General features: G+C 67.6%; 19 protein-coding genes and 1 CRISPR repeat array. Of the genes, 18 read left to right on the top strand and 1 reads right to left on the bottom strand.

Features of this window, described 5'->3' with window-relative positions; all coding sequences use genetic code 11:
• The first annotated feature begins 58 nt into the window (after positions 1-58).
• The 16 genes from GH266_RS09215 (at position 59) to GH266_RS09140 (ending at position 21,007) form a co-directional block, all read left to right on the top strand.
• Positions 59-2,326, top strand: a complete 2,268-nt coding sequence (locus GH266_RS09215; RefSeq protein ID WP_158193643.1) for a CRISPR-associated endonuclease Cas3'' — start codon at positions 59-61, stop codon at positions 2,324-2,326.
• A gap of 132 nt (positions 2,327-2,458) precedes the next feature.
• On the top strand, positions 2,459-3,124 hold the full coding sequence (gene cas5c / locus GH266_RS09210) for a type I-C CRISPR-associated protein Cas5c (protein ID WP_158193642.1): 666 nt from the start codon (positions 2,459-2,461) through the stop codon (positions 3,122-3,124).
• Positions 3,121-4,932 (top strand): type I-C CRISPR-associated protein Cas8c/Csd1, encoded by a 1,812-nt coding sequence (gene cas8c / locus GH266_RS09205; RefSeq protein ID WP_158193641.1) that lies wholly within the window; start codon positions 3,121-3,123, stop codon positions 4,930-4,932. The genes cas5c and cas8c overlap by 4 nt, the downstream gene beginning before the upstream one ends.
• On the top strand, positions 4,929-5,882 hold the full coding sequence (gene cas7c, locus GH266_RS09200) for a type I-C CRISPR-associated protein Cas7/Csd2 (protein WP_158193640.1): 954 nt from the start codon (positions 4,929-4,931) through the stop codon (positions 5,880-5,882). The genes cas8c and cas7c overlap by 4 nt, the downstream gene beginning before the upstream one ends.
• A gap of 38 nt (positions 5,883-5,920) precedes the next feature.
• Positions 5,921-6,565, top strand: a complete 645-nt coding sequence (gene cas4, locus GH266_RS09195) for a CRISPR-associated protein Cas4 (protein ID WP_158193639.1) — start codon at positions 5,921-5,923, stop codon at positions 6,563-6,565.
• On the top strand, positions 6,562-7,596 hold the full coding sequence (cas1c, locus tag GH266_RS09190) for a type I-C CRISPR-associated endonuclease Cas1c (RefSeq protein ID WP_158193638.1): 1,035 nt from the start codon (positions 6,562-6,564) through the stop codon (positions 7,594-7,596). The genes cas4 and cas1c overlap by 4 nt, the downstream gene beginning before the upstream one ends.
• A gap of 9 nt (positions 7,597-7,605) precedes the next feature.
• On the top strand, positions 7,606-7,896 hold the full coding sequence (gene cas2, locus GH266_RS09185) for a CRISPR-associated endonuclease Cas2 (protein WP_158193637.1): 291 nt from the start codon (positions 7,606-7,608) through the stop codon (positions 7,894-7,896).
• 184 nt (positions 7,897-8,080) lie between these two features.
• Positions 8,081-8,442: direct repeats of the CRISPR family, unit length 32 nt; unit sequence GTCGCCCCCCTCGCGGGGGCGCGGATCGAAAC.
• 171 nt (positions 8,443-8,613) lie between these two features.
• Positions 8,614-10,017, top strand: coding sequence for a sigma-54-dependent transcriptional regulator (locus tag GH266_RS09180; protein WP_158193636.1), 1,404 nt, complete (start codon positions 8,614-8,616; stop codon positions 10,015-10,017).
• The gene (locus tag GH266_RS09175; protein ID WP_158193635.1) at positions 10,010-12,094 is read left to right on the top strand and encodes a sensor histidine kinase; all 2,085 of its coding nucleotides are present in this window, start codon (positions 10,010-10,012) and stop codon (positions 12,092-12,094) included. The genes GH266_RS09180 and GH266_RS09175 overlap by 8 nt, the downstream gene beginning before the upstream one ends.
• Before the next feature lie 344 nt (positions 12,095-12,438).
• The gene (locus GH266_RS23475) at positions 12,439-14,184 is read left to right on the top strand and encodes an OFA family MFS transporter (RefSeq protein ID WP_158193634.1); all 1,746 of its coding nucleotides are present in this window, start codon (positions 12,439-12,441) and stop codon (positions 14,182-14,184) included.
• Positions 14,185-14,460: 276 nt separating this feature from the next.
• A complete protein-coding gene (locus tag GH266_RS09165; RefSeq protein WP_158193633.1) occupies positions 14,461-14,940 on the top strand; it encodes a formate dehydrogenase subunit gamma in 480 nt (159 codons plus the stop codon).
• Positions 14,937-16,508, top strand: coding sequence for a formate dehydrogenase beta subunit (locus GH266_RS09160; RefSeq protein WP_158193632.1), 1,572 nt, complete (start codon positions 14,937-14,939; stop codon positions 16,506-16,508). Before GH266_RS09165 ends, GH266_RS09160 begins: the two co-directional genes overlap by 4 nt.
• Before the next feature lie 4 nt (positions 16,509-16,512).
• Positions 16,513-19,383, top strand: a complete 2,871-nt coding sequence (gene fdhF / locus GH266_RS09155) for a formate dehydrogenase subunit alpha (RefSeq protein ID WP_158193631.1) — start codon at positions 16,513-16,515, stop codon at positions 19,381-19,383.
• A 4-nt stretch (positions 19,384-19,387) separates the two neighbouring features.
• Positions 19,388-20,203 carry a formate dehydrogenase accessory sulfurtransferase FdhD gene (gene fdhD / locus GH266_RS09150; RefSeq protein ID WP_158193630.1) on the top strand — a complete coding sequence of 272 codons (816 nt, stop codon included), beginning with the start codon at positions 19,388-19,390 and terminating at the stop codon, positions 20,201-20,203.
• Positions 20,193-20,417, top strand: a complete 225-nt coding sequence (locus GH266_RS09145; RefSeq protein WP_067219362.1) for a formate dehydrogenase subunit delta — start codon at positions 20,193-20,195, stop codon at positions 20,415-20,417. The genes fdhD and GH266_RS09145 overlap by 11 nt, the downstream gene beginning before the upstream one ends.
• A 134-nt stretch (positions 20,418-20,551) precedes the next feature.
• Entirely contained in the window at positions 20,552-21,007 is a 456-nt protein-coding gene (locus GH266_RS09140; RefSeq protein ID WP_158193629.1) for a YaiI/YqxD family protein, read from the top strand.
• An 8-nt stretch (positions 21,008-21,015) separates the two neighbouring features.
• Here the strand turns inward: GH266_RS09140 and GH266_RS09135 are convergent, their stop codons facing one another.
• Entirely contained in the window at positions 21,016-21,948 is a 933-nt protein-coding gene (locus GH266_RS09135) for a LysR family transcriptional regulator (protein ID WP_158193628.1), read from the bottom strand.
• A gap of 165 nt (positions 21,949-22,113) precedes the next feature.
• Between GH266_RS09135 and GH266_RS09130 the strand changes: the two genes are divergently transcribed.
• Together GH266_RS09130 and GH266_RS09125 are read left to right on the top strand one after the other, a co-directional pair.
• Entirely contained in the window at positions 22,114-22,665 is a 552-nt protein-coding gene (locus GH266_RS09130; protein WP_158193627.1) for a cupin domain-containing protein, read from the top strand.
• Positions 22,665-23,456: an alpha/beta fold hydrolase gene (locus tag GH266_RS09125; RefSeq protein ID WP_158193626.1), complete on the top strand. Its 792-nt coding sequence runs from the start codon at positions 22,665-22,667 to the stop codon at positions 23,454-23,456. Before GH266_RS09130 ends, GH266_RS09125 begins: the two co-directional genes overlap by 1 nt.
• Positions 23,457-23,470: the final 14 nt, after the last annotated feature.

Here is a 23,470-nt window from a genome sequence, read left to right as displayed (position 1 = left end):
TGTCGGCGCAGGGTTGTTTCATCGTGTCTTTCGAATTTCGCGATATTGAAAGAACCCGATGTTTTTCGCTCATTCATTGCCCGGCGAGTCGGAGGAGCGCTGGCAACCTCTTGCCGAGCATCTTCTGCAGGTGTCACGGCTCGCGGCGGAGTTCGCGCGACCCTTCGGCGCCTCCCGGGCTGCGGCGCTGGCCGGGCTGCTGCACGACCTTGGCAAGTACAACCCGCAGTTCCTTGCCTATATCCGGGGGGAACGGACGGGGCAGGGCAAGGGTCCCGACCATTCGACCGCCGGCGCGCGCGAGACCCTCGCCGCCTTCCCCGGCGGGAGCGACCGCCTCATTGCCCAGCTCGTCGCCCATGCCATTGCCGGCCACCACGCCGGGCTGGCCGACGGGGAGGGAGTGGGCGGTCTCACTGAGCGGCTGAAGAAGGAGCTGGACCCGCTCGACCCGGCCTGGCGGGAGGAACTGGGCACCGAATGGATGGTCGCCCTGGAGCAGGCGTTTTGCCCGCATCGGGAGCGGGCGCGATTGCCCTTCCAGCTCTCGGTGCTGGGGCGAATGATCTTTTCTTGCCTCGTCGATGCCGACTTTCTCGATACGGAGGCCTTCTTCAAGACCGCGGCCGACCTGACGCCGGATCGCGACTGGCCGCGCCTGCCGGATATCAACCCTCATCTGACGGCACGGTTCGACGCCCATATGGCGCGGAAGCAGGCCGATGCGCGCCCCAACGAGCTGAATGGCCTGCGCGCCGATATCCTGACGCATGTCAGGGCGAAAGCCTCCCTGCCGCCCGGTCTGTTCACGCTGAACGTGCCGACGGGCGGCGGCAAGACGCTGGCGTCCCTGGGCTTTGCGCTCGACCATGCCCGCATTCACGGTCTGTCGCGTATCGTCTATGCGATCCCTTTCACCTCCGTCATCGAGCAGACCGCGTCGATCTTCCGCGAGGTGCTCGGCGAGGACGTGGTGCTGGAGCATCACAGCGCCATCGACGCAGAGGACGGAAAGGAGCGGTCCAGCCGGGACAAGATGCGGCTGGCGATGGAGAACTGGGCAGCGCCGGTGGTCGTGACCACCAACGTGCAACTGTTCGAGAGCCTGTTCGCGGCCCGCCCGTCGCGATGCCGCAAACTGCATAACCTCGCCGGGGCGGTCATCGTGCTCGACGAGGCGCAGACGATCCCGCTGCATGTGCTGCGTCCCTGCGTTGCAATGCTCGACGAGCTGGCGCGCAACTATGGCGCCACCATCGTGCTTTGCACCGCGACCCAGCCCGCTCTCGGTGCCCCCTCTCGCCCCGGCGTACGGGGCTTCGATGGCGGGCTCGAGCTGTCTCCGGAGCGCGAACTGGCGCCGGACCCTGAGGGCCTTCATCGCCGGCTGGCGCGCGTCACCTTGCGGCGTGCGAGCGATGCGATGAGCGATGCGGATCTGATCGGCGAACTGGCGGGCCACGAGCAGGGGCTCGTCATCGTCAACAGCCGCAGCCACGCGCTGTCGCTCTACCGCGAGGCGATGGCGGCGGGGCTTGCCGGGCTCGTCCATCTCAGCACCCGCCAGACGGCGAGCGACCGGCAGGCGCTCCTTGCCGAGGTGCGGCTCCGGCTCGCCCCGCAGGATCCGCGGCCCTGCCGTCTCATCGCGACATCGCTGGTGGAGGCCGGCGTCGATATCGACTTTCCGCGGGTCTGGCGCGCGGAGGCCGGGCTCGACCAGATCGTCCAGGCGGCCGGCCGTTGCAACCGGGAGGGGCGCAGGCCCGTCGCCGACAGCATCGTCACGGTCTTCCGGCCGGCGGATGCCTCGACCCCGCGCGAGATCGCCGGGTTCGCCAGTGCCCTTGCCGCGATGGCCGGCGGGCATGACGACCTGTTCTCGCCTGCCGCGATCGCTGCGTATTTCGAGGAAGTCTACTGGCGCAAGGGCGAGGCGCTCGACCGCGACAAGGTCCTGTCCCGCTTTCGGGAAAGCGCCGGGACGCTCGATCTCGCCTATCGCAGCGTTGCGGAGAGTTTCCGCCTGATCGAGGAGCGCATGGCGCCGGTGATCGTGCCCCGGGAGGAAGAGGCGAAAGCGGCGCTGGCAGCGCTGGCAGCGGAACGCATGCCGCCGGGCGCGGCCGCCCGCGCGCTGCAGCGCCATCTCGTGCAGGTGCCGCGCCCCGACTGCGACAGGCTGAGGACAAATGGCCATCTGTCCTTCGTCGAGGGCTTCGGCGACCAGTTCGCGGTGCTCGCCACCCCGCAGTTCTACACGCGCGAGACGGGTCTGGAATGGGAACGAAGCGACGAGTTGTCGCTTGACGGGTACATCCTGTGATCGCAAGATCGACACATCTGTAGTTTCAGTTTTTTGATAGTGCGTTGCCGAAAAAGATATTTTTGACCGCTCGCATGTCCGTTGACGGTCGCGTTGGGGAATCGGCACGCCCGTTTTCAAGCGGAGGGGGCCGTGCCGTTCGGGATCCAACTTTTCGTTTCAGGCGACTACGCCTGCTTCACCAGGCCGGAAATGAAGGTCGAGCGCGTCTCCTATGACGTGATCACGCCGTCCGCCGCCCGCGGCATCCTGGAGGCCATCCACTGGAAGCCGGCGATCCGCTGGGTGATCGACGAGATCCGGGTGCTCAGGCCGATCCGCTTCCAGTCGATCCGGCGCAACGAGGTCGGGGCCAAGGCGCCGGTCGGCAAGATCCGCTCGGCGATGAAATCCGGCGAGATCGGCAGCCTGATGCTGGTGGCGGACGAAAACCGCCAGCAGCGCGCCGCCACCGTGCTGCACGATGTCGCCTATGTCATCTCGGCGCATTTCGAGCTGACGCCCAAGGCCGATGCGGGCGAGAGCGAGGGCAAGCATCTCGACATCTTCAACCGGCGGGCGCGCAAGGGGCAGTGCTTCCATCAGCCGTGCCTTGGCACGCGCGAATTCGTCGCCGACTTCCGCCTGGTCGAGCCGGGCGAGCCCCTGCCGCAGCCGATCGCGGAAACGCGCGATCTCGGCTTCATGCTGTGGGACATCGACCATGCGGGCGGCGGCGGGAGCCTGTTCTTCCGGGCAAGGCTGGACAACGGCGTCGTGCGCGTGCCGCAGCCCGGCTCGGCGGAGATCCTGCGATGAGCATGCTGACGGCGCTGGTCGGTGCCTATGATCGCATGCTGGAGCGCGGCGAGGTGCCGCCCTTCGGCTACAGCCAGGAAAAGATCTCGTTTCTCGTTTCGCTGACCCGCGACGGCCGGCCGGCCATCGCGCCTGTCGATCTGCGCGAGGGGACGGGCCGCAAGCGCCTGCCGCGGATGATGGCGGTGCCGAGGCCGGAAAAGCGGACCTCCGGCATCGCGCCCAACTATCTCTGGGACAAGACCTCCTATGTGCTTGGGCTGACCGCCGGTGCTGGCAAGCGCACCGGCCAGGAACATTCGGCGTTCGTCGCCAGCCACCGGGAATGGCTCGCCGGGACGCAGGATCCGGGGCTGACGGCGCTGCTCGCTTTCCTCGACTGGTGGCGGCCGGAGATGTTTGCCGATCTCGACTGGCCGGAGGAGATGAAGGACCAGAACATCGTCTTCGCGCTGGAGGAGGAGCGGCTGCGCGGCCTTTGCCTGCATGACCGGCCGGCCGCGCGGCGGATCTGGGAGCGGTTGCAGGCGGGAGGCACGGCGTCGCAGGCCGTGTGCCTTGCCACCGGAACCGTCGGCCCGGTGGCGCGGCTGCATCCGGCGATCAAGGGCGTTTGGGGCGCGCAGTCGTCCGGCGCCTCCATCGTCTCGTTCAACCTCGATGCCTTCACCTCCTATGGACACGAGCAGGGCGACAATGCCCCGGTGTCGGAGGCGGCCGCGTTTGCCTATGTCGCCGCGCTCAACCGCTTCCTGGAGCGCGACAGCGGCCATCGCATCCAGGTCGGCGACGCCTCCACCGTCTTCTGGGCCGATGGGAGCGGTGCCGCTGTCGCCGAAGCCGTCTTCTCCGGCATCTTTGCAGAAGCGCCCGGCGGCGCGGCGATGGACAGCGCCGTCGACGAGAACGTCGAAGCGGCCAAGGTCGGCACGATCCTGGACAAGATCCGCCAGGGCCTGCCGGTCGACGAGTTCCGCCCAGATCTGCCGCAGGGCGTGCGGTTCCACGTGCTCGGCCTTGCGCCCAATGCCGCGCGGCTGTCGGTGCGCTTCTATGTCGAGGACGAGTTCGCGGTGCTCGCCGAGCGCTATGCCCGCCATATCGCGCGGCTGCGGGTGGAGCCGCCGGCCAGGGACGCCGCGCCCTCCATGTGGCGGCTGCTGATCGAGACCGCCACCTTGCGCAAGTCGGAGAACATCCGTCCCAATCTCGCCGGCGAATGGATGCGGGCGATCCTGACGGACGCGCCCTATCCGCTGACGCTGATGTCCAGCGTGCTGGAGCGGCTGCGCGCCGATGGCGACGTCAACGCCCTGCGGGTCGGCATCCTGAAGTCCGTTCTCATCAGGAATTTCGCGAAAACGCTAAAGGGGGAGGTGCCCGTGTCACTGGACTTGGATTGCCGCGAGCCCGGCTATCTGCTTGGTCGGCTCTTCGCGGTCTACGAACAGGTGCAGACGGCGGCGCTCGGGCGCAACGTCAACGCCACCATCAAGGACAAGTATTACGGTGCCGCCTCGTCGCAGCCGCGCAAGGTCTTCGCCCATCTCGCCTCGGGGTCGATGCCGCATCTGTCGCGGATCGGCAAGCAGCGCCCCGGACACCGCGTTGTGCTGGAGAGGGCGATTGCCGACATCATGGAGGTGATGAGCCCCGGCGACGATCCGTTCCCGGCGCATCTGCCCGATCGTCAGCAGTCGCTGTTCGCGCTCGGCTACTACCACCAGCGCAACGCGTTTTTCCCGAGCAAGAGCGACAAGACAGACAAGACCGGCGCGGCCGAGCCCGCCGGGGAGGATGCAGCATGACGGCCCTTTCCAATCGCCACGACATTGTTTTTCTGTTCGACGTGATCAACGGCAATCCGAACGGCGATCCCGATGCGGGCAACCTGCCGCGCATGGACCCGGAGACCAGCATGGGCCTGGTGTCGGATGTCAGCCTGAAGCGCAAGGTCCGCAACTACACCGAACTGGCGCGCGGCGAGGAGCCCGGTTACCGGATCTACGTGCAGGAGGGCTCGATCCTCAACGAGCAGCACCGCGAGGCCTATCGCGCGGTGCGCGGCGACAGCGAAAAGCTGACCAAGGAAGCCAAGCTCAATCCGCAGACGGACGATGAGGCGCGCGCCATCACCGGCTTCATGTGTGACAATTTCTTCGACGTGCGCGCCTTCGGTGCGGTGATGAGCACCGGCATCAATGCCGGCCAGGTGCGCGGGCCGGTGCAGATCGCCTTCGCCCGCTCGGTCGAGCCGATCCTGCCGCTGGAGATCTCCATCACCCGCATGGCGGCGACCACGGCTCGGGAGAAGGAGGACCGCGACAAGACGGGCGAGGGCGAGGAGCGGACGGAAAACCGCACCATGGGGCGCAAGCATATCGTGCCCTACGGCCTCTACCGCGCGCATGTCTTCGTCAACGCCGCGCTGGCCCGCAAGACCGGCTTTTCTGAAGGCGACCTGGAGCACTTGTTTGCCGCGTTGAAGACCATGTTCGAGCACGACCGCTCCGCCGCGCGCGGCGAGATGTCGGCGCGCCGCATCATTGCCTTTCGCCACGACAATGTTCTGGGCAATGCGCCGGCCCATGCCCTGTTCGACCGGGTCAGGATCGAGCGCGTGGTCGACGGCGAGGCCTATCCGCTCGGTGACCGGCGGCTCGACAACATGCCGCCGGCCCGCGCCTTCTCCGACTATTCGGTCGCCGTCGACCGGGACGGGCTGCCGGACGGGGTGGAGATCCTCGACCTGCTGTAACGGGACGCGAGGGAGGGAACACGGGGGGAGGGAGCACGATGGAACCGCCGGATCCGATCCCGATGTCGGCGCTGCAGCATGCGGTCTATTGCCTGCGGCAGGCGGCGCTGATCCATCTGGAGCGGCTGTGGGCCGACAACCGGTTCACGGCCGAGGGGCATGTCCTGCATGCGGTGACGGATCGTCCCGGCGGGCGCCGGGCGCGGGGGATCCGCCGGGCGAGCGGGCTTGCCCTTGCGAGCCGCCGCCTCGGCATCGCGGGCATTGCCGATCTGGTCGAGTTCCATCTCTCGCAAGATGGCGAGACGCCCTATCCGGTCGAGTACAAGCGCGGAAAGGCGAAGCTGCACCGGGCCGACGAGGTGCAGCTTTGCGCCCAGGGCCTGTGCCTGGAGGAGATGACGGGCCGCCCGGTGCCGGCCGGCGCGCTGTTCTATGCACAGACGAAGCGGCGGGTGGAGGTGCCCTTCGACGCGGACCTGCGCGCCCTGACGGAGCAGACGGTGGCGGATCTGCGCGCCGTGTTCGACGCCCGCGCGACGCCGCCGGCGATCTACCGGGCCGACCGTTGTCGCGCCTGTTCCCTGAGCGAGCTTTGCCGGCCGAAGCAGCTCGCAAGGCCGGTGCTGGCCTGGCGGGCACGGCAGATCGAGCAACTCCTCCTGCCGGAGCCGCCGTCGTGAGAAAGCTGCTCAACACGCTGTACGTCACCACCGAGGGAGCGGCCCTGCGCAAGGATGGCGAAAACCTCGTTGCCGAGGTGGAGGGCGCGGAACGGGCGCGGGTGCCGTTCCACATGCTCGGCTCGGTCGTCGCGTTCGGGCCGGTTCTCGTGTCTCCCGCGCTGATGGGGGCCTGCGCGGCAAACGGCATTTCCCTCGTCCTGCTCGACAGGGTCGACCGGTTCCAGGCGCGCGTCGAAGGACCCGTTGCCGGAAATGTGCTCCTGCGGCGGGCGCAATATGCCGCCAGCGAGGCGCCCGACGACATCGTCCGCAGCCTGGTGATGGGCAAGGTCGCCAACCAGCGCAGCGTGCTCCTGCGGCATTTGCGCGATCATGGCGAGGGGGACGGGCAGGAGCCCGCGGAGGCGATCTCCGCGGTGTGCGAGCGGCTGGCGCGGATCCTGCAACGGCTTGCCGCCGGTCTCACCGGGCTGGACCATCTGCGCGGGGCGGAAGGGGAGGCCGCCCAGCTGTACTTTTCCGTCTTCGGCCATCTGGTGCGGTCTCCGGATCCGGAGATCCGATTTCTCGGCCGTTCCCGGCGTCCGCCGCTCGATCCGGTGAATGCGGTTCTGTCGTTCCTCTACACCCTGCTCACCCACGATTGCCGGAGCGCAGCCGAGAGCGTCGGGCTCGACCCGGCCGTCGGTTTCCTGCACCGCGACCGGCCGGGCCGCCCCAGCCTTGCCCTCGATCTGATGGAGGAGTTGCGCCCCGTCCTGGCGGACAGGCTGGCGCTCTCGTTGCTCAATCGCCGGCAGTTGCGGGCCCGCGATTTCGAAACGCGCGACGGCGGCGGCGTGCTGTTGACGGAGGAGGGGCGGCGCACTGTCCTGACCGCCTGGCAGGAGCGCAAGCGCGAGGAGCGTCTCCATCCCTTCCTGGACGAGAAAGCGCCGCTGGGGCTGGTGCCCTATCTCCAGGCGCAGTTCCTGTCCCGTCATCTGCGCGGGGACCTCGATGCCTATCCGCCCTGGTTCTGGAAATAGGAGCGCGCCATGCTGGTTCTCGTGACATACGATGTCAGCACCGTCAGCGAGGGCGGGACCGGGCGGCTGCGGCGGGTGGCGCGCGCCTGCCAGGACTATGGCCAGCGGGTGCAGAACTCCGTCTTCGAGGTCGAGGTCGATCCGGCCCTGTGGACCAAGCTCAAGGCGCGGCTGGAGAGCATCATCGACCCGCGCAGCGACAGCCTGCGCTACTATCATCTGGGCTCCAACTGGCAGCGGCGGGTGGAGCATGTGGGGGCAAAGCCGGCAGCGGATCTCAACGGGCCGCTGATCGTCTAGTCGCCTGTGCGAACCTGAAGCGTGCCGAAAAAACCCGGCAGGTTCGCGCGGGAAACAGCTCATTGAAATTGTTAATCTTTTTTGAGGAGCAGCGAGCTGCTGGCGCGGCTGCGGGATGCGGCGCCTTGCAGTTCGCGCCGGAGCTCGGGTTTCTTCTGTAAAAACCGCATGATACGAGCAGCCAGTCGCCCCCCTCGCGGGGGCGCGGATCGAAACCTTGACGCCCCAATCCATCCCCGATGGCGTCCCGGTCGCCCCCCTCGCGGGGGCGCGGATCGAAACCGCCTTCGTGACATCCGCAGACGAGGGCCGGAACGTCGCCCCCCTCGCGGGGGCGCGGATCGAAACTTTGCGGCCTTCACCAAGCACCGCCGCCCGAATTGTCGCCCCCCTCGCGGGGGCGCGGATCGAAACGGGATGCGGTCGAAGCGGAGCGGGAGGCCTGTGGTCGCCCCCCTCGCGGGGGCGCGGATCGAAACTTTCGAAGGCGCGCTTCCAGCCACGGCAACAAGCTGTCGCCCCCCTCGCGGGGGCGTGGATCGAAACATGCGTCACTTCGGAGAGTTGGTGCTGGAGGCCTGTAACCGCCATCGTCTTTCCGTGCTGCCCGGTCACGTCCCGGTTGCGTTCTTGGGCGTTATGCTGCCTGTCCTGCTTGTGCTATCTGTTGAGGATAAATAGACACAAAACGACATAAAACTCCGGGGGAGGGAGATCATGGGCACGGGATCGCTCAGACGCTTGACAGATGCGTCCGTCGATGCGGAGTTCGGGCCATGGCTGTCGCAGGCTGCGATCCTCGTCGTCGACGACGAGCCCGGCATGCGCAATTTCCTGGTGCGGACGCTGGCGCCGCATTGCAAGCATATCGCGGAGGCGGAGGATGCCGCCGCCGCTTCGGTGCTGCTCGACCGGCATCACTTCGATGTGGTGATCCTCGACAATATCATGCCCGGCAAGACGGGCGTGGAATGGCTCGCCGAACAGCGAGAGATCGGTTTCTTCGCCCATGCGATCCTGATGACCGCCTATGCGGACCTGGAAACGGCGATCCAGGCGCTGCGGGCGGGCGCGGTCGATTTCGTGCTGAAGCCCTTCCGCTCCAACCAGTTGCTCAATGCGGTGGCGCGCTGCCTCGACCGGGTGACCCTGCTGCGGGAAAACCAGCTGCTGCGCCATCAGCTGCAGGCAACCTCCGACCACCTGCTGCTGCGCGACAAGCTGATCGGCCACTCTCCCCAGATCGGCGAGATCCGCGAGACCATCGCCCGTGTTGCATCGCTGCCGACATCCGTCCTGATCACCGGCGAATCCGGCACCGGCAAGGAAGTGGCGGCGCGCTCCCTGCACGAGCTCTCGGACCGCGCCGCCAAGCCCTTCGTGCCGGTCAATTGCGCGGCGATCCCGGCCGATGTCATCGAGGCGGAGCTGTTCGGCCACCTGAAGGGCGCCTTCACCGGGGCCGCGTCCAATCGCGAGGGCCTGTTCATGCATGCCCAGGGCGGCACGCTGTTCCTCGACGAGATTGGCGACCTGCCGATGCCGCTTCAGGGCAAGCTGCTGCGGGCGATCGAGGACCGGCGGGTGAGGCCCATCGGCTCGGAGCGCGAGGTGCCGGTCGACCTGCGCTTCGTCTTTGCCACCAACGCGGACCTGGAACGCGAGGTGGAGGCCGGGCGCTTCCGGGCCGACCTGTTCTACCGGATCAACGTCTTGCAGATCGAGATGCCGCCGCTGCGCGAGCGCGGGGACGACATTCGCGAACTGGCGGAACTCTTCATGAGCAAGCTGGCGGTCCAGCTGGGCATGCCGCCGGTGCCGATCGGGCCGGATGTGGCTGCCGGTCTCCTCGCCTACGAGTGGCCGGGCAATGTCCGGGAGTTGCGTAACATGATCGAGCGGTCGCTGATCCTCGGCCGGTTCCCGGCAGAGATGACGCGCAGGGCGGACAAGCCGCAGACCGTGCCGGCGCCGAGCCGGACGGATCTGCTGGAGGATGTGGAGCGCCGGCACATCCTGGCGGTTCTGGGCGAGTGCGAGGGCAATCGCGCGCAAGCCGCGCGCCGGCTCGGCATCTCGCGCAAGACCATCGACCGCAAGCTTGCGGACTGGAATGGCTGAGCCCAAGCCGGAGCACGAGCCCGAGCCCGAGCCCGAGCCTGCGACGGGGCAGGGGGGGCGGGCGGCGCGCCGCAGCCGCCTGTCGGTTCGCGTCCGCCTGCTCGCCATCGCGCTGTTGCCGACGCTCGTGGTGCTGCCGCTGTTCCTCGGCGGGGCGATGGTGCGCTGGAACTCGAAGTTCGACGCCCTGCTGAAGACCAAGGTGAATGCGGACCTGACGGTTGCGCACCAGTATTTCACCCGGATCCTGGACAATACCGGCGAGCGGCTCGACGCGCTCGGCAAGTCGGCCGAGTTCCGCGACATCGCCGATGCGCGCGACGGGGCGGCGCTGGCCGCGCTGCTGGAGCGCAGCCGCGCGGAGATGGGGCTCGACTTTCTCTATCTCGTCGGCGACGACGGCCGGGTCCGCGCGGCCTCGCCCGCTGGCGCGCGTCCGCCGCTCGGCCGCGAGTGGCCGGTGGTCGACCGGGCGATGGCCGGTGCCCCCGCCAGCAGCGTCGACATTTTCGAGGGCGAGGAGCTCGCCGGCATCTCGCCCGACCTTGCGGAGCGTGCGAGCCTCGAGCTGATCCCGACACCCAACGCGGTGCCGACGGAGCGGACCACCGAGACGCGGGGCATGGTCGTGCACTCGGCCAGCCCGGCACGCCTTGCCGGCGCGGTGCCGGCCGCGCTGGTCGGCGGCATCCTGCTCAACCAGAATCTCGTCTTCATCGACACGATCAACGACCTCGTCTACCGCGAGGCCAGCCTGCCGGAGGGGAGCCAGGGCACCGCCACCCTGTTCCTGGAGGATGTGCGGATCAGCACCAATGTCCGCCTGTTCGAGAACCGCCGGGCGCTCGGCACCCGGGTCTCGGCGGCGGTGCGCGAGCGCGTGCTGGGCCGGGGCGAGGTCTGGCTCGACAGCGCCTTCGTCGTGAACGACTGGTACATCTCCGCCTATGAGCCGATCACCGACAGCCGGGGAATGCGGGTCGGCATGCTCTATGTCGGCTTTCTGGAGGCGCCGTTCCAGAAGGAGAAGGTGGCGACGCTTGCCGCCGTTCTCATCGGCTTCCTTCTGGTCACGGCCGTCAGCGTGCCGCTGTTCCTGCGCTGGGCGCGCGGCGTGTTCAAGCCGCTGGAGCGGATGACGGACACGATCGCGCGGGTGGAGCATGGCGACCTCGGCGCACGCACCCGGCCCGGCAGCGGCAACGACGAGATCGCCCGGGTCGCGCAGCATCTCGATCACCTGCTCGATCTGGTGCAGGAGCGCGACCGGCAGCTGCGGTCCTGGAACGAGGAGTTGAATGCCCGGGTCGAGGAGCGCACGCGCGATCTGATGCTGGCCAACCGGCAGCTGGAGGAGACCACGAAGCAGCTGATCATGTCGGAAAAGCTCGCCGCCATCGGCGAGATCACGGCCGGCGTCGCGCATGAGATCAACAATCCCATCGCCGTCATCCAGGGCAATCTGGAGGTCTTGCGCATGTTGCTCGGCGAGCACGCGAAGGTCGCCGGGACGGAGATCCGGCTGATCGACGAGCAGGTCCACCGGATCAACCAGATCGTCATGAAGCTGCTGCAGTTCGCCAAGCCCGACGAATATGCCGGCTATGCCGACCGGCATGCGCCCGACGAGGTGATTTCCGACTGCCTGCCGCTGGTGCGCCATCTCCTGCGCCGCACCGAGATCGAGGTGGTGCGCGAGATGCGGGCGACCCGCGCCATCCTGATGAACCGGACCGAATTGCAGCAGGTGCTGATCAACCTGATCGTCAACGCCATCCATGCGATGCCGCTGGGCGGGCGGCTGTCTCTGGCCACCGCCGACACGCAGCGCGGCGACGTACCGGGCGTGACGGTCGAGGTCGCCGACACGGGCGTGGGCATGAGCGCGGAGGTGCTCTCCCGCGTCTTCGATCCGTTCTACACGACCAAGAGCCGGCAGGGGACGGGCCTCGGCCTGTCGATCACCCAGACGCTGGTCAGCCGCCAGGGCGGCGAGATCCGGGTGCGCAGCGCACCGGGCGCGGGCACCGTCTTCACCATCTGGCTGCCCGAGGAGCCGAGCGCCGGCGACGCCTGACGCTTCGGACAAAATGTCCAGTCCCCGGTGGCGGGACAGGCGGGCGGACCTGGACAAAATGTCCGCACTGCGCCGGCTATTTCTGTCAAGTTATTGAAAAATATCGATCATTCAAACTGGCGCCGAACTTGCATGGGGGAGTGTGCTGTCTGGACGCAGGCCGTCCGTGTGGGCCGGTCTGCCGCGGTGCTGCAGGGCGGGAGGCCTTGCAGGGCGCGGGGGAGCAGGCAGCAGGCATCCGGTCCCGGACAGGGGCCGGCCGGGGGCTGCCGACGATCCGGTCAACGGCGCGGCATGCGATCCGGAACTGCCTCGACAACCGTGCACGGGAGGAGAACAGGTGCATGTTTGACTGGCTGAAAAAGGAACACATCGTCGCAGAGGACGGCTTCAACCGCTGGAAGGTTCCGCCGGCGTCCATTGCCATCCACCTGTGTATCGGCTCCGTCTATGCATGGAGCATCTTCAATCCGCCGCTGATCAAGCAGTTCGGCGTCGTGGCCGCAGCGCCCGGCGACTGGAGCCTGTCGTCGGTCGTGTGGATCTTCTCCGTCGCCATCGTCTTTCTCGGCCTGTCGGCGGCCTTTGCGGGCAAGTGGCTGGAAGAGGTCGGCCCGCGCATGGTCGGCGTGGTGGCGGCGCTGTGTTGGGGCGGCGGCTTCCTGATCGGCGGCTTCGGCATCATGACGCACCAGCTGTGGCTGCTCTATCTGGGCTACGGCGTGCTCGGCGGCTGCGGCCTCGGCCTTGGCTATGTCTCGCCGGTGTCGACCCTCATCCGCTGGTTCCCGGACCGCCGCGGCATGGCGACGGGCATGGCGATCATGGGTTTCGGCGGCGGTGCGATGATCGCGACGCCGATCAAGGAGTGGTTGCTCGGCGTGTTCTACAAGGCGCCGGACTATCTCGGTCCGCTCGGTTCCATCGATCTCGTCACCGAGGGCGGTCGCCGGCTTGCCGAGGTCAACGGCCAGATGGTCGAGGTGGTGCTCGCCGGTGCCAAGCAGGTGGCGGCCGCACCCGTCGCCCTGCAGGAAGGCATCTATGTGGTGGGCACCGGCAACACGGGCGCTGCCGGCACCTTCTTCACATTGGGCATCGCCTATTTCGTCGTGATGATCATCGCGGCCTTCTCGTACCGCGTGCCGCGCGAGGGCTGGCGCCCGGCCGGCTGGACGCCGCCGACGGCGGATGCGGCCTCGCGTAAGATGATCACCCAGAACAACGTCCATATCGACCAGGCGCTGAAGACGCCGCAGTTCTACCTGTTGTGGATCGTGCTGTGCTTCAACGTGACCGCCGGCATCGGCGTGATCGGCGTCGCCAAGACGATGATGTCGGAGATCTTCGGCACCACCTTGCCGCTGATCGTGAACTCCGCCTTCGCGGCGACTTACGTGTTCATGATCTCGGTGTTCAACATGGTCGGCCGGTTCTTCTGGGCCTCCACGTCTGACTATATCGGGCGCAAGAACACCTATCACTGCTTCTTCGTGCTCGGCACCTTGCTGTACCTGTCGATCCCCTTCGCGGCGGCACAGGTGAGCGTCGATCCGGCGGTGACCTGGCTGGTGATGTTCTACGGCGCCACCATGATCATCTTCACGATGTATGGCGGCGGTTTCGCGACGATCCCGGCGTATCTCGCCGATATCTTCGGCACCAAGTATGTCGGCGGCATCCACGGACGCCTGCTGACCGCCTGGAGCACCGCCGGTGTCCTGGGGCCGCTCGCCATCACCGAGCTGCGCAACATGTCGCTCAACAGCGCCATCCGGGACCTTGCGTCCAAGGTGGACCCGCAGGCCTTCGTCCAGAAGTTCGGCGCGGGCGTCGAGCAGCTCGACCAGTTGGTGGCGGCGAAGACGGTGACGGTGGCCCAGCTGATGGAGATCGCGCCAGCCGGCACGGTCGATCCGACGCCGAGCCTCTACAACACCACCATGTATGCCATGGCGGCCCTGCTGGTGATCGCGCTGGTGGCCAATGCCCTGGTGCGGCCGGTCGATGCCAGGCATCACATGGAGAGTGCCGCGGGAGCAGGCGCGAAGGGTGCAAGCCCCGAGGGCGCGCAGCCGGCCAAGGCCTGAGGCGATCCCCCAGGGCCCGATCCCAGGCACAGACCCAGGCCCGGGACGCTTCGGCGTCCCGGGTTCCGACCCACCGTTTCCGTGGTCCGCCCCGCGCGCCGCTCATCCGGCGCGGCTGAGCCCTTGCGTCCCGACGCAGCCGGCCGAGGGGGGGCGTAAAGTGGAGTCGATTGCTCATCTATAGGGATGTGCAATCGCACAACGGAACAGTGATGTTGATGTTTCTCCGTGCATTTCGGACTTTCCGGAAAGCGGGCGAGGCGAGGGAGAAAACGCATGTCATTGCAATTGTCGTCACGACAGGTCGCGGAACGGACGCAGGCCGTCGTGGAGGACCTTGCGCAGCTCGAGGGGCCGCTGCTGCCGATCCTGCACGAGGTGCAGAAGGAGTTCGGCTGCGTGCCGGAAGAGGCGCTGCGCACCATCGCCGAGGCGCTCAATCTGAGCCGGGCCGAGGTCCACGGCGTCGCGAGCTTCTATCACGACTTCCGCAAGGAGCCGGCGGGCCGCCATGTGCTGAAGATCTGCCGGGCCGAGGCCTGCCAGTCGATGGGCGGCGATGCGCTCGCCGACGGGGTGCGCGCCGCGCTCGGCATCGACTGGCACGAGACGACGCCGGACGGGCGGGTCACGCTGGAGCCGGTCTACTGCCTCGGCCTGTGTTCCTGCGCCCCGGCGGCGATGCTCGACGGCGAGCTGCACGGACGGCTGGACGAGACCGCGATGAGCGAGCTGGTGAAGGAGACAGGCCGATGACCCCGGTGATCTTCGTTCCCAGGGACTCCGCGGCGCTTGCCGTCGGTGCCGACCGCGTTGCCAGGGCGATCGCGCGCGAACTCTCCGCCCGCGGCCTTGAGGCCAGGATCGTTCGCAACGGCTCGCGCGGCATGCACTGGCTGGAGCCGCTCGTCGAGGTGCGCACCGCCCATGGCCGGTTCGCCTATGGCCCGGTCGCGGAAAAGGACGTGCCCGGCCTGTTCGAGGCGGGGTTCCTGGACGCCGGTTTGGGGGATGGCGGCGCCCATCCGCTGTTCCACGGCGAGACGAAGGAAATCCCCTTCCTCAAGGGCCAGACCCGGCTGACCTTCGCCCGCGTTGGCGTCACCGACCCGCTCTCGCTTGAGGACTATCGCCACTACAAGGGCCTGCGCGGGCTGCAGAACGCGGTTGCCATGGAGCCGGCGGAGATCGTGGCTCAAGTGACCGAGAGCGGTTTGCGCGGCCGCGGCGGCGCCGGCTTTCCCACCGGCATCAAGTGGAACACGGTCCTCAGGGCAGAGGCCGACCGCAAGTATATCGTCTGCAACGCGGACGAGGGCGACAGCGGCACCTTCGCCGACCGGATGATCATGGAGGGCGACCCCTTCGTGCTCATCGAGGGCATGGCGATTGCCGGCATCGCGACCGGAGCGACCAAGGGCTACATCTACACCCGCTCCGAATATCCGCATGCCATCGCCATCATGAGCGAGGCGATCGAGATCGCCCGCCGGGAGGGCATTCTCGGCGCCTCGGTGCTGGGCTCGCGCCACGCCTTCGACATGGAGGTGCGCGTCGGCGCCGGCGCCTATGTCTGCGGCGAGGAGACCTCGCTGCTCAACAGTTTGGAGGGCAAGCGCGGGGTCGTGCGGGCCAAGCCGCCGCTGCCGGCGCTGCAGGGCCTGTTCGGCCGGCCGACGGTGGTCAACAACGTGCTCTCGCTGGCCTCCGTGCCGGTGATCATGGACCGGGGCGCCGCCTTCTACCGCGATTTCGGCGTCGGCCGCTCGCGTGGTACAATGCCGATCCAGCTTGCCGGCAACATCCGCCACGGCGGGCTCTACGAGACCGCCTTCGGCGTGACGCTCGGTATCCTGGTCAACGAGATCGGCGGCGGCACGGCGAACGGCCGTCCGGTGCGCGCGGTGCAGGTCGGCGGCCCGCTCGGGGCCTATTTCCCGCCCGCGCTGTTCGACACGCCGTTCGACTACGAGGCCTTCGCGGCACAGGACGGGTTGATCGGCCATGCCGGTGTCGTCGTTTTCGACGACACGGTCGACATGCTGAAGCAGGCGCGCTTCGCCATGGAGTTCTGCGCGATCGAGAGTTGCGGCAAGTGCACGCCCTGCCGGATCGGCGCCGTGCGCGGCGTCGAGACGTTGGACAAGATCGCCGGTGGCGAGCGCTCCGGCGAGCAGGTGGACCTGCTGAAGGACCTTTGCGACACGATGAAGGCCGGCTCGCTCTGCGCGCTCGGCGGCTTCACGCCCTATCCGGTCCTCAGCGCGCTCACCCATTTCCCTCAGGATTTCACCCCCCGGCCGATGGCCGAAGCGGCGGAGTAGACCGATGACCCTGATCAAGGAAACCGACTACGGCACACCGGCCTCGACGTCGGAAAAGACGGTCACGCTGACCATCGACGGCTTCGAGGTCACCGTGCCGGAAGGCACCTCCGTGATGCGGGCCTCGATGGAGACCGGCATCCAGATCCCCAAGCTCTGCGCCACCGACATGGTCGATGCCTTCGGCTCCTGCCGGCTCTGCCTGGTGGAGATCGAGGGGCGGCGCGGCACGCCGGCCTCGTGCACCACGCCGGTGGAACCGGGCATGGTGGTGCGCACCCAGACCGGCCGGCTGAAGCAGCTGCGCCGCGGGGTGATGGAGCTCTATATCTCCGACCATCCGCTCGACTGCCTGACCTGTGCGGCCAATGGCGACTGCGAGCTGCAGGACATGGCCGGCGTCGTCGGTCTGCGCGACGTGCGCTACGGCCATGAGGGCGACAACCACGTCAAGGCGCGCGATGGGCTGGGCGAGGTCAACGCCCGCTGGATGCCGAAGGACGAGACCAACCCGTATTTCACCTACGATCCGTCCAAGTGCATCGTCTGCTCGCGCTGCGTCAGGGCCTGCGAGGAAGTGCAGGGCACCTTCGCGCTGACCATCGAGGGACGCGGCTTCGACAGCCGCGTCTCGCCGGGCATGCACGAGGACTTCCTGTCCTCCGAATGCGTCTCGTGCGGTGCCTGCGTCCAGGCCTGCCCGACGGCGACCTTGCAGGAAAAGTCGGTGATCGAGATCGGCCAGCCGGAGCATTCGGTGGTCACGACCTGCGCCTATTGCGGCGTCGGCTGCTCGTTCAAGGCGGAGATGCGCGGCGACGAGCTGGTGCGCATGGTGCCCTACAAGGACGGCAAGGCGAACCGCGGCCACAGCTGCGTCAAGGGCCGCTTTGCCTATGGCTATGCCGCGCACAAGGACCGGATCCTGAGCCCCATGATCCGCGAGAAGATCACCGACCCCTGGCGGGAAGTCTCCTGGGAGGAGGCGCTGGGCTTCGCCGCGACGAAGCTGCGGGCCATCCAGTACGAGCTCGGCAAGGACGCCATCGGCGTCATCACCTCCTCGCGGTGCACCAACGAGGAAACCTATCTGGTGCAAAAGCTGACGCGCGCGGTCTTCGGCAACAACAACACCGACACCTGCGCCCGTGTCTGCCACTCGCCGACCGGCTACGGCCTCGGCCAGACCTTCGGCACCTCCGCCGGCACCCAGGACTTCGACAGCGTCCAGCATGCCGACGTGGTCGTGGTGATCGGCGCCAATCCGACCGACGGGCACCCCGTCTTCGCCTCGCGGCTGAAGAAGCGGCTGCGCCAAGGGGCGAAGCTGATCGTCGTCGACCCGCGCCGCATCGACCTGGTCAAGACGCCGCATGTACAGGCCTCGCATCACCTTGCGCTGCGTCCGGGCACGAACGTCGCCGTGGTGACGGCGATGGCTCATGTCATCGTCACCGAAGGGCTGTTCGACGAGACCTTCATCCGCGAGCGCTGCGACTGGGACGAGTTCCAGGACTATGTGGAGTTCGTCTCTGACCCGAAGCACAGCCCGGAAGCGGTCGAGACGCTGACCGGCGTCCCGGCGCAGGAGCTGCGCGAGGCGGCCCGGCTTTATGCTCGCGGCGGCAACGGCGCGATCTATTACGGCCTCGGCGTCACCGAGCACAGCCAGGGCTCGACCACCGTCATCGGCATCGCCAACCTTGCCATGCTCACCGGCAATATCGGTCGGCCGGGCGTCGGCGTAAACCCGCTGCGCGGCCAGAACAACGTGCAGGGCTCCTGCGACATGGGCTCGTTCCCGCACGAGCTGCCCGGCTACCGGCATGTCAACGGCCAGGAGGTGCGCGACATCTTCGAAAAGCTGTGGGGCGTCGAGATCTCCGACGAGCCGGGCCTGCGCATTCCCAACATGCTGGATGCGGCGGTCGACGGCACCTTCAAGGGGCTCTACTGCCAGGGCGAGGACATCCTGCAGTCGGATCCCGACACGCGCCATGTCTCGGCCGGCCTTGCGGCGATGGATTGCGTCATCGTCCACGACCTCTTCCTGAACGAGACCGCCAACTACGCCCATGTCTTCCTGCCGGGCTCGACCTTCCTGGAGAAGGACGGCACCTTCACCAACGCCGAGCGCCGGATCAACCGGGTCCGCAAGGTGATGGCACCGCGCAACGGCTATGCGGACTGGGAGGTGACCCAGATGCTGGCCAATGCGATGGGCGCCAACTGGTCCTACACCCACCCCTCGCAGATCATGGACGAGATCGCCGCGACGACGCCGAGCTTCGCCAATGTCTCCTACGAGATGCTGGAGAAGAAGGGCTCGGTGCAGTGGCCGTGCAACGACAAGACGCCGGACGGTTCGCCGATCATGCATGTCGACGGCTTCGTGCGGGGCAGGGGGCGGTTCATCCGCACCGACTACGTGGCAACGGACGAGAAGACCGGGCCGCGCTTCCCGCTCCTGCTCACCACCGGGCGCATCCTGTCGCAGTACAATGTCGGCGCGCAGACCCGGCGCACCGCCAATGTGGTCTGGCATGCGGAGGACGTGCTGGAGATCCATCCGCACGACGCGGAAACGCGCGGCGTCAAGGACGGCGACTGGGTGAAGCTCGCCAGCCGTTCCGGCGAGACGGCCTTGCGGGCGCAGATCACCGACCGCGTGTCGCCGGGCGTCGTCTACACCACCTTCCATCACCCGACGACGCAGGCCAACGTCATCACCACCGACTATTCCGACTGGGCGACCAACTGCCCGGAATACAAGGTGACGGCGGTGCAGGTGATGCCGTCCAACGGCCCGACCGACTGGCAGGAGAAATACGAGGAATTCTCGACCCTGTCGCGGCGGATCGAGGCTGCCGAGTAGCCGCATGGTCACCCATCGCCCCGCCTCCGGCACCGCCTATCGCAACGGCCGCTTCTCCGCCTCCACCAGGGAGCTTGCGGAGGAGGTGGCGGTGGCGATCAGCTACAACGGCACGTCCCATGCCGTGCTGATGGCAACACCGGCCGATCTGGAGGATCTCGCCTACGGCTTCTCGCTGACCGAGGGGCTCGTCGCCTCGGTGGCGGAGGTCGAGGAGGTCGCCGCGGTCGATTGCGGCCGCGGCCTCGACCTGCAGGTCAGCCTTGCCGGCGACGCCAGCGCGCGGCTCGGCGAGCGGCGCCGGTCGATGGCCGGGCCGGTCGGCTGCGGGCTGTGCGGCATCGAGAGCCTGGAGGCGGCGATGCGCGAGATCGCGCCCGTCGCCGCCGGGGTCCGGCTCGCGCCGGCCGAGGTGTCGCGGGCCGTCGCCGCGATGGCCAAGATGCAGGCGCTGAACCTGCGTACGCGTGCCGTCCACGCGGCCGGCTTCTACCAGAGCGAGCACGGGCTCGTTCTGGTGCGCGAGGATGTCGGCCGGCACAATGCGCTCGACAAGCTGATCGGCGCGGCGGCGCGGGCCGGGATCGACATGGCGACGGGGGCCATCGTCCTCACCAGCCGGCTGTCCATCGAACTGGTGCAGAAGACGGCGGTCGCCGGCTGCGGCATCCTCGTCGCGGTCTCCGCGCCCACCGCCCTTGCCGTCGACGAGGCCGAGGCCGCCGGCATCACCCTCGCGGCCGTCGCGCGCGGCGACGAATTCGAACTCTTCACGCATCCGCAAAGGATCATCGGGGGAAGCCTCAAAGATGTCGCCTGACAAACTGACTTACATGGCCAACCAGATCGCCGGCTTCTTCCGGACCCGCCCGCATGACGAGGCGGTGGCCGGGATCGCCGATCACATCAGCAAGTTCTGGGAGCCGCGCATGCGCAATCAGCTCTTCGCCATGCTGGCGGAGAACGGGTCCGGCTTTGATCCGCTGGTGGTCGAGGCAGCTCCCGCCATCCGCAAGCCGAAGCAGGCCGCCTGACCCTCCCGTGCCGATTTCCGGGCGATTTTCTCCGCCCGGATTTCGCTCCCTCGAAAGAGCCCCTATAAGGGCCGGCGTCGGCGCGGTTCGCAAAGCCGTGCCCGCCATGCGTGAGCGGTGAGGGGAGTAGAGGCGTGACCACGATCTATGTCGATGCCGATGCCTGTCCGGTGAAGGACGAGGTCGAGCGCGTGGCGAGCCGGCTCGATGTTCCGGTCGTGCTCGTGTGCAACGGCGGCCTGCGTCCGCCCTCCAACCGGCTGATATCCCTGAAGATCGTTGCGGAAGGCCCGGATGAGGCCGACAAGTGGATCGCCGAGCACTGCGGTCCGGGCGATGTGGTGGTCACCGCCGACCTGCCGCTTGCCGACCGCTGCGTGAAGGCGGGGGCGCATGTGCTGCAGCACGACGGCCAGATCCTCGATACGGCCAATATCGGCGGCCGGCTCGCAACCCGCGACCTGATGCAGGACATCCGTGCCGCCGATCCCTTCCACCAGGGTGGCGGGCGCGCCTTTTCCAGGTCCGACCGCTCCCGCTTCCTGCAATCGCTCGACCGGCTGGCACGGCGCGCGCTCAACGGCGCCTGACGGCCGCCTCAGTCGCCATCGGTCCCCGGCGATTGCTGCCGGCAGACTTGGATCACCTGATCGCGCAGCCAGACATGGGCCGGCGACAGGTGGGTGCTCTTGTGCCACATCATCTGGATGTCGAGCGGCGGCAGGTCCATCGGCGGCGAGAAGGTGACGAGGTCGAATTTCGCGGTGAACAGCCGGGCGAGCCGCTCGGGCATGGTCGCCACGAGGTCCGACCGCTCGAGCAGGAACGGCACGCCGACGAAGTCCGGCTTGGAGATCGCCACCCGGCGCACCAGGTTCAGCTTGGCTAGGGATTCGTCCAGCACCGCGCGGTACATGGTCGCCTCGGCCGGCTCGATGGCGACATGGTCGAGATTGCAGAAGCGGGCAAGCGTCAGCTCGCCGGAAATCGCCGGATTGCCGTGCCTGGCAAGGCACACCATCCTGTCGGAAAACATCCGGCGCGAGATCAGGTCGCCCGGCGCATCGGGAAAATACGACACCGTCAGGTCGACGCTGCCCTCGCCGAAGACGCGCGCGAGGCGGAACGGGTCCGGCCCGACGATGCGCAGCCGCACCTCCGGTGCGAGGTCCCTGAACCGCTGCTGCAGCGAGGGGATCAGGATCGCGTCGATATAGTCGGTCAGGATCAGCGTGAAGGTGCGGCGCGAGCGCAGCGGATCGAAGCCGCCGCTGTCGTCGACCAGACCTTCCATCTCGCGGATCAGGATCTGTACGCGCTCGTGCAGGCCGCGCGCCACATCGGTCAGGACATGCTTGTTGCCCTGGCGGATCAGCAGCGGATCGTCGAAGACCGCGCGCAGGCGCTTCAAGGTCATGCTCATCGCCGGCTGGCTCATGCCGAGCCGGTTCGCCGCCTGGCTGACATGCCGGTCGCGCAGCAAGGCATCGAGCGCCCGCAGGTCCTTCAGGCTGTAGTCGGGGCCAGCCATTTCATACTCTTCAGCTATTCGGAAATCGAATGAAGCATATCAAGGCCAGCCGATTGCTGCAAACGATCCCCTCGCGCCATTCTCCATCGTGATAGTTCTCCGTAGTTGCACGGAGGGCAAAACCGGCAGTGCCGGTCATCACGCAAACAGGCCAGGGAGGTCGTAATGGCTTTGAAGACGATCCGCGTCACCCGTGAAGAGATGCGCAAGCGCGTTGCCCTTTTCTCCGAACTCAAGGGGTTCGACGGCGGACTGCCGGACAGCGATCATCCGGAGTGCAAGCGCACGCTGTACAACGTCGTCGGCTTCCAGCCGCCGGAGGGGGCGGATGTCGCCACCACCTCGCCGGTCGGTGCCCAGGCCGCGGAAAACGCATCGATCAAGATCTCCGAGGGCTTCAATCTGGGCTATTGCCATGCCAAGCCCGGCAAGGGACCGATGATGCACAACCACGACACCAACGAGACCTTCATTCCGATGACCGGCCGCTGGCGCTGTTCGTGGGAAGTCGACGGCCAGGTCGAGGCGTTCGAGCTCGGCCCGCATGACGTTATCTCGTTCCCCCCGGGCGTGCAGCGCCGTTTCGAGAACATCACGTTCGACGAGCCGGACAAGGAGCACCTGCTGATGTTCGTGATCGGCGGCAACCAGCCGAAGGCCGAGTTCTCGCCGGGCGCGATGGACGAGCTGCGCGAACGGGGCCTGCTGGAAAGCTGATGGTCCCTGGCACACACCTGACGGGGGAGCCGCTCGCCGCACTGGATGCGGCTTTCCCCAGGACGCAGGGCGCGGACGGCGCCCTGTCGTTCCGCCGGGCCGCCTCGCCGTCGGGCCGGCCCGTGCTGCTGCTGCCGGGCGCGAGCGGCACTTCCGAGTTCTTCTGCCTTGCCGCGCCGCTGCTGGCGGCCGGCGGCGTGGATCCGGTGCTGGTCGACTATCCCGGTACGCTCGCCCCGCGCGAGCTTGCCCGGCGCACCGAGCGCCTGGCACTTGCGCTCGGGCTCGCGGCGCCGGTCGCCTTGGGCTGTTCCTACAGCGCCTGGTGGCTGCAGCATGCGGCCACGGACGGGCCGTTCGACGCCTTGATCCTGTGCAACGGCTTCGTCGAAGCCGAGGATCTCAAGCCGCATCCGCTGTTCGACCATGCCGCCATCGCGGCAACGCCGGCGGAGACGCTTCGCGAGGAGTGGCGCGAGCGTGCGGCCTCTGCCCCGCCCGCGATGCTGTCCGAACTTCTGCTGCAGGCGATGAGCGGATGGCTGGCGGCGGAGGACCTGAAGGGCCGCCTGCTGGAGGTGACCTCGTCGCTGCCGGTGCCGCTGCGCGAGCGCTTCGCCGGCCCGGTGACGGTGGTCGACTGCCATGACGATCCGATTGTCGGCGAGCGGGCGAGGGCCTTGTTCCGCGACAGCTGGCCGGAGGCCGTCCATCGGGAGATTTCCGGCGGACACTATCCTTATGTCAACGCCCCGGAGGAGTTTGCACGCACTGTGCTGGCCGCCATCTGAGGCAGGAATACCTG

Origin of the sequence: Stappia indica (genome assembly GCF_009789575.1) — a bacterium.
Taxonomy (GTDB): Bacteria; Pseudomonadota; Alphaproteobacteria; order Rhizobiales; family Stappiaceae; genus Stappia; species Stappia indica_A.
This window is presented reverse-complemented; position numbering and strand designations above follow the sequence as displayed.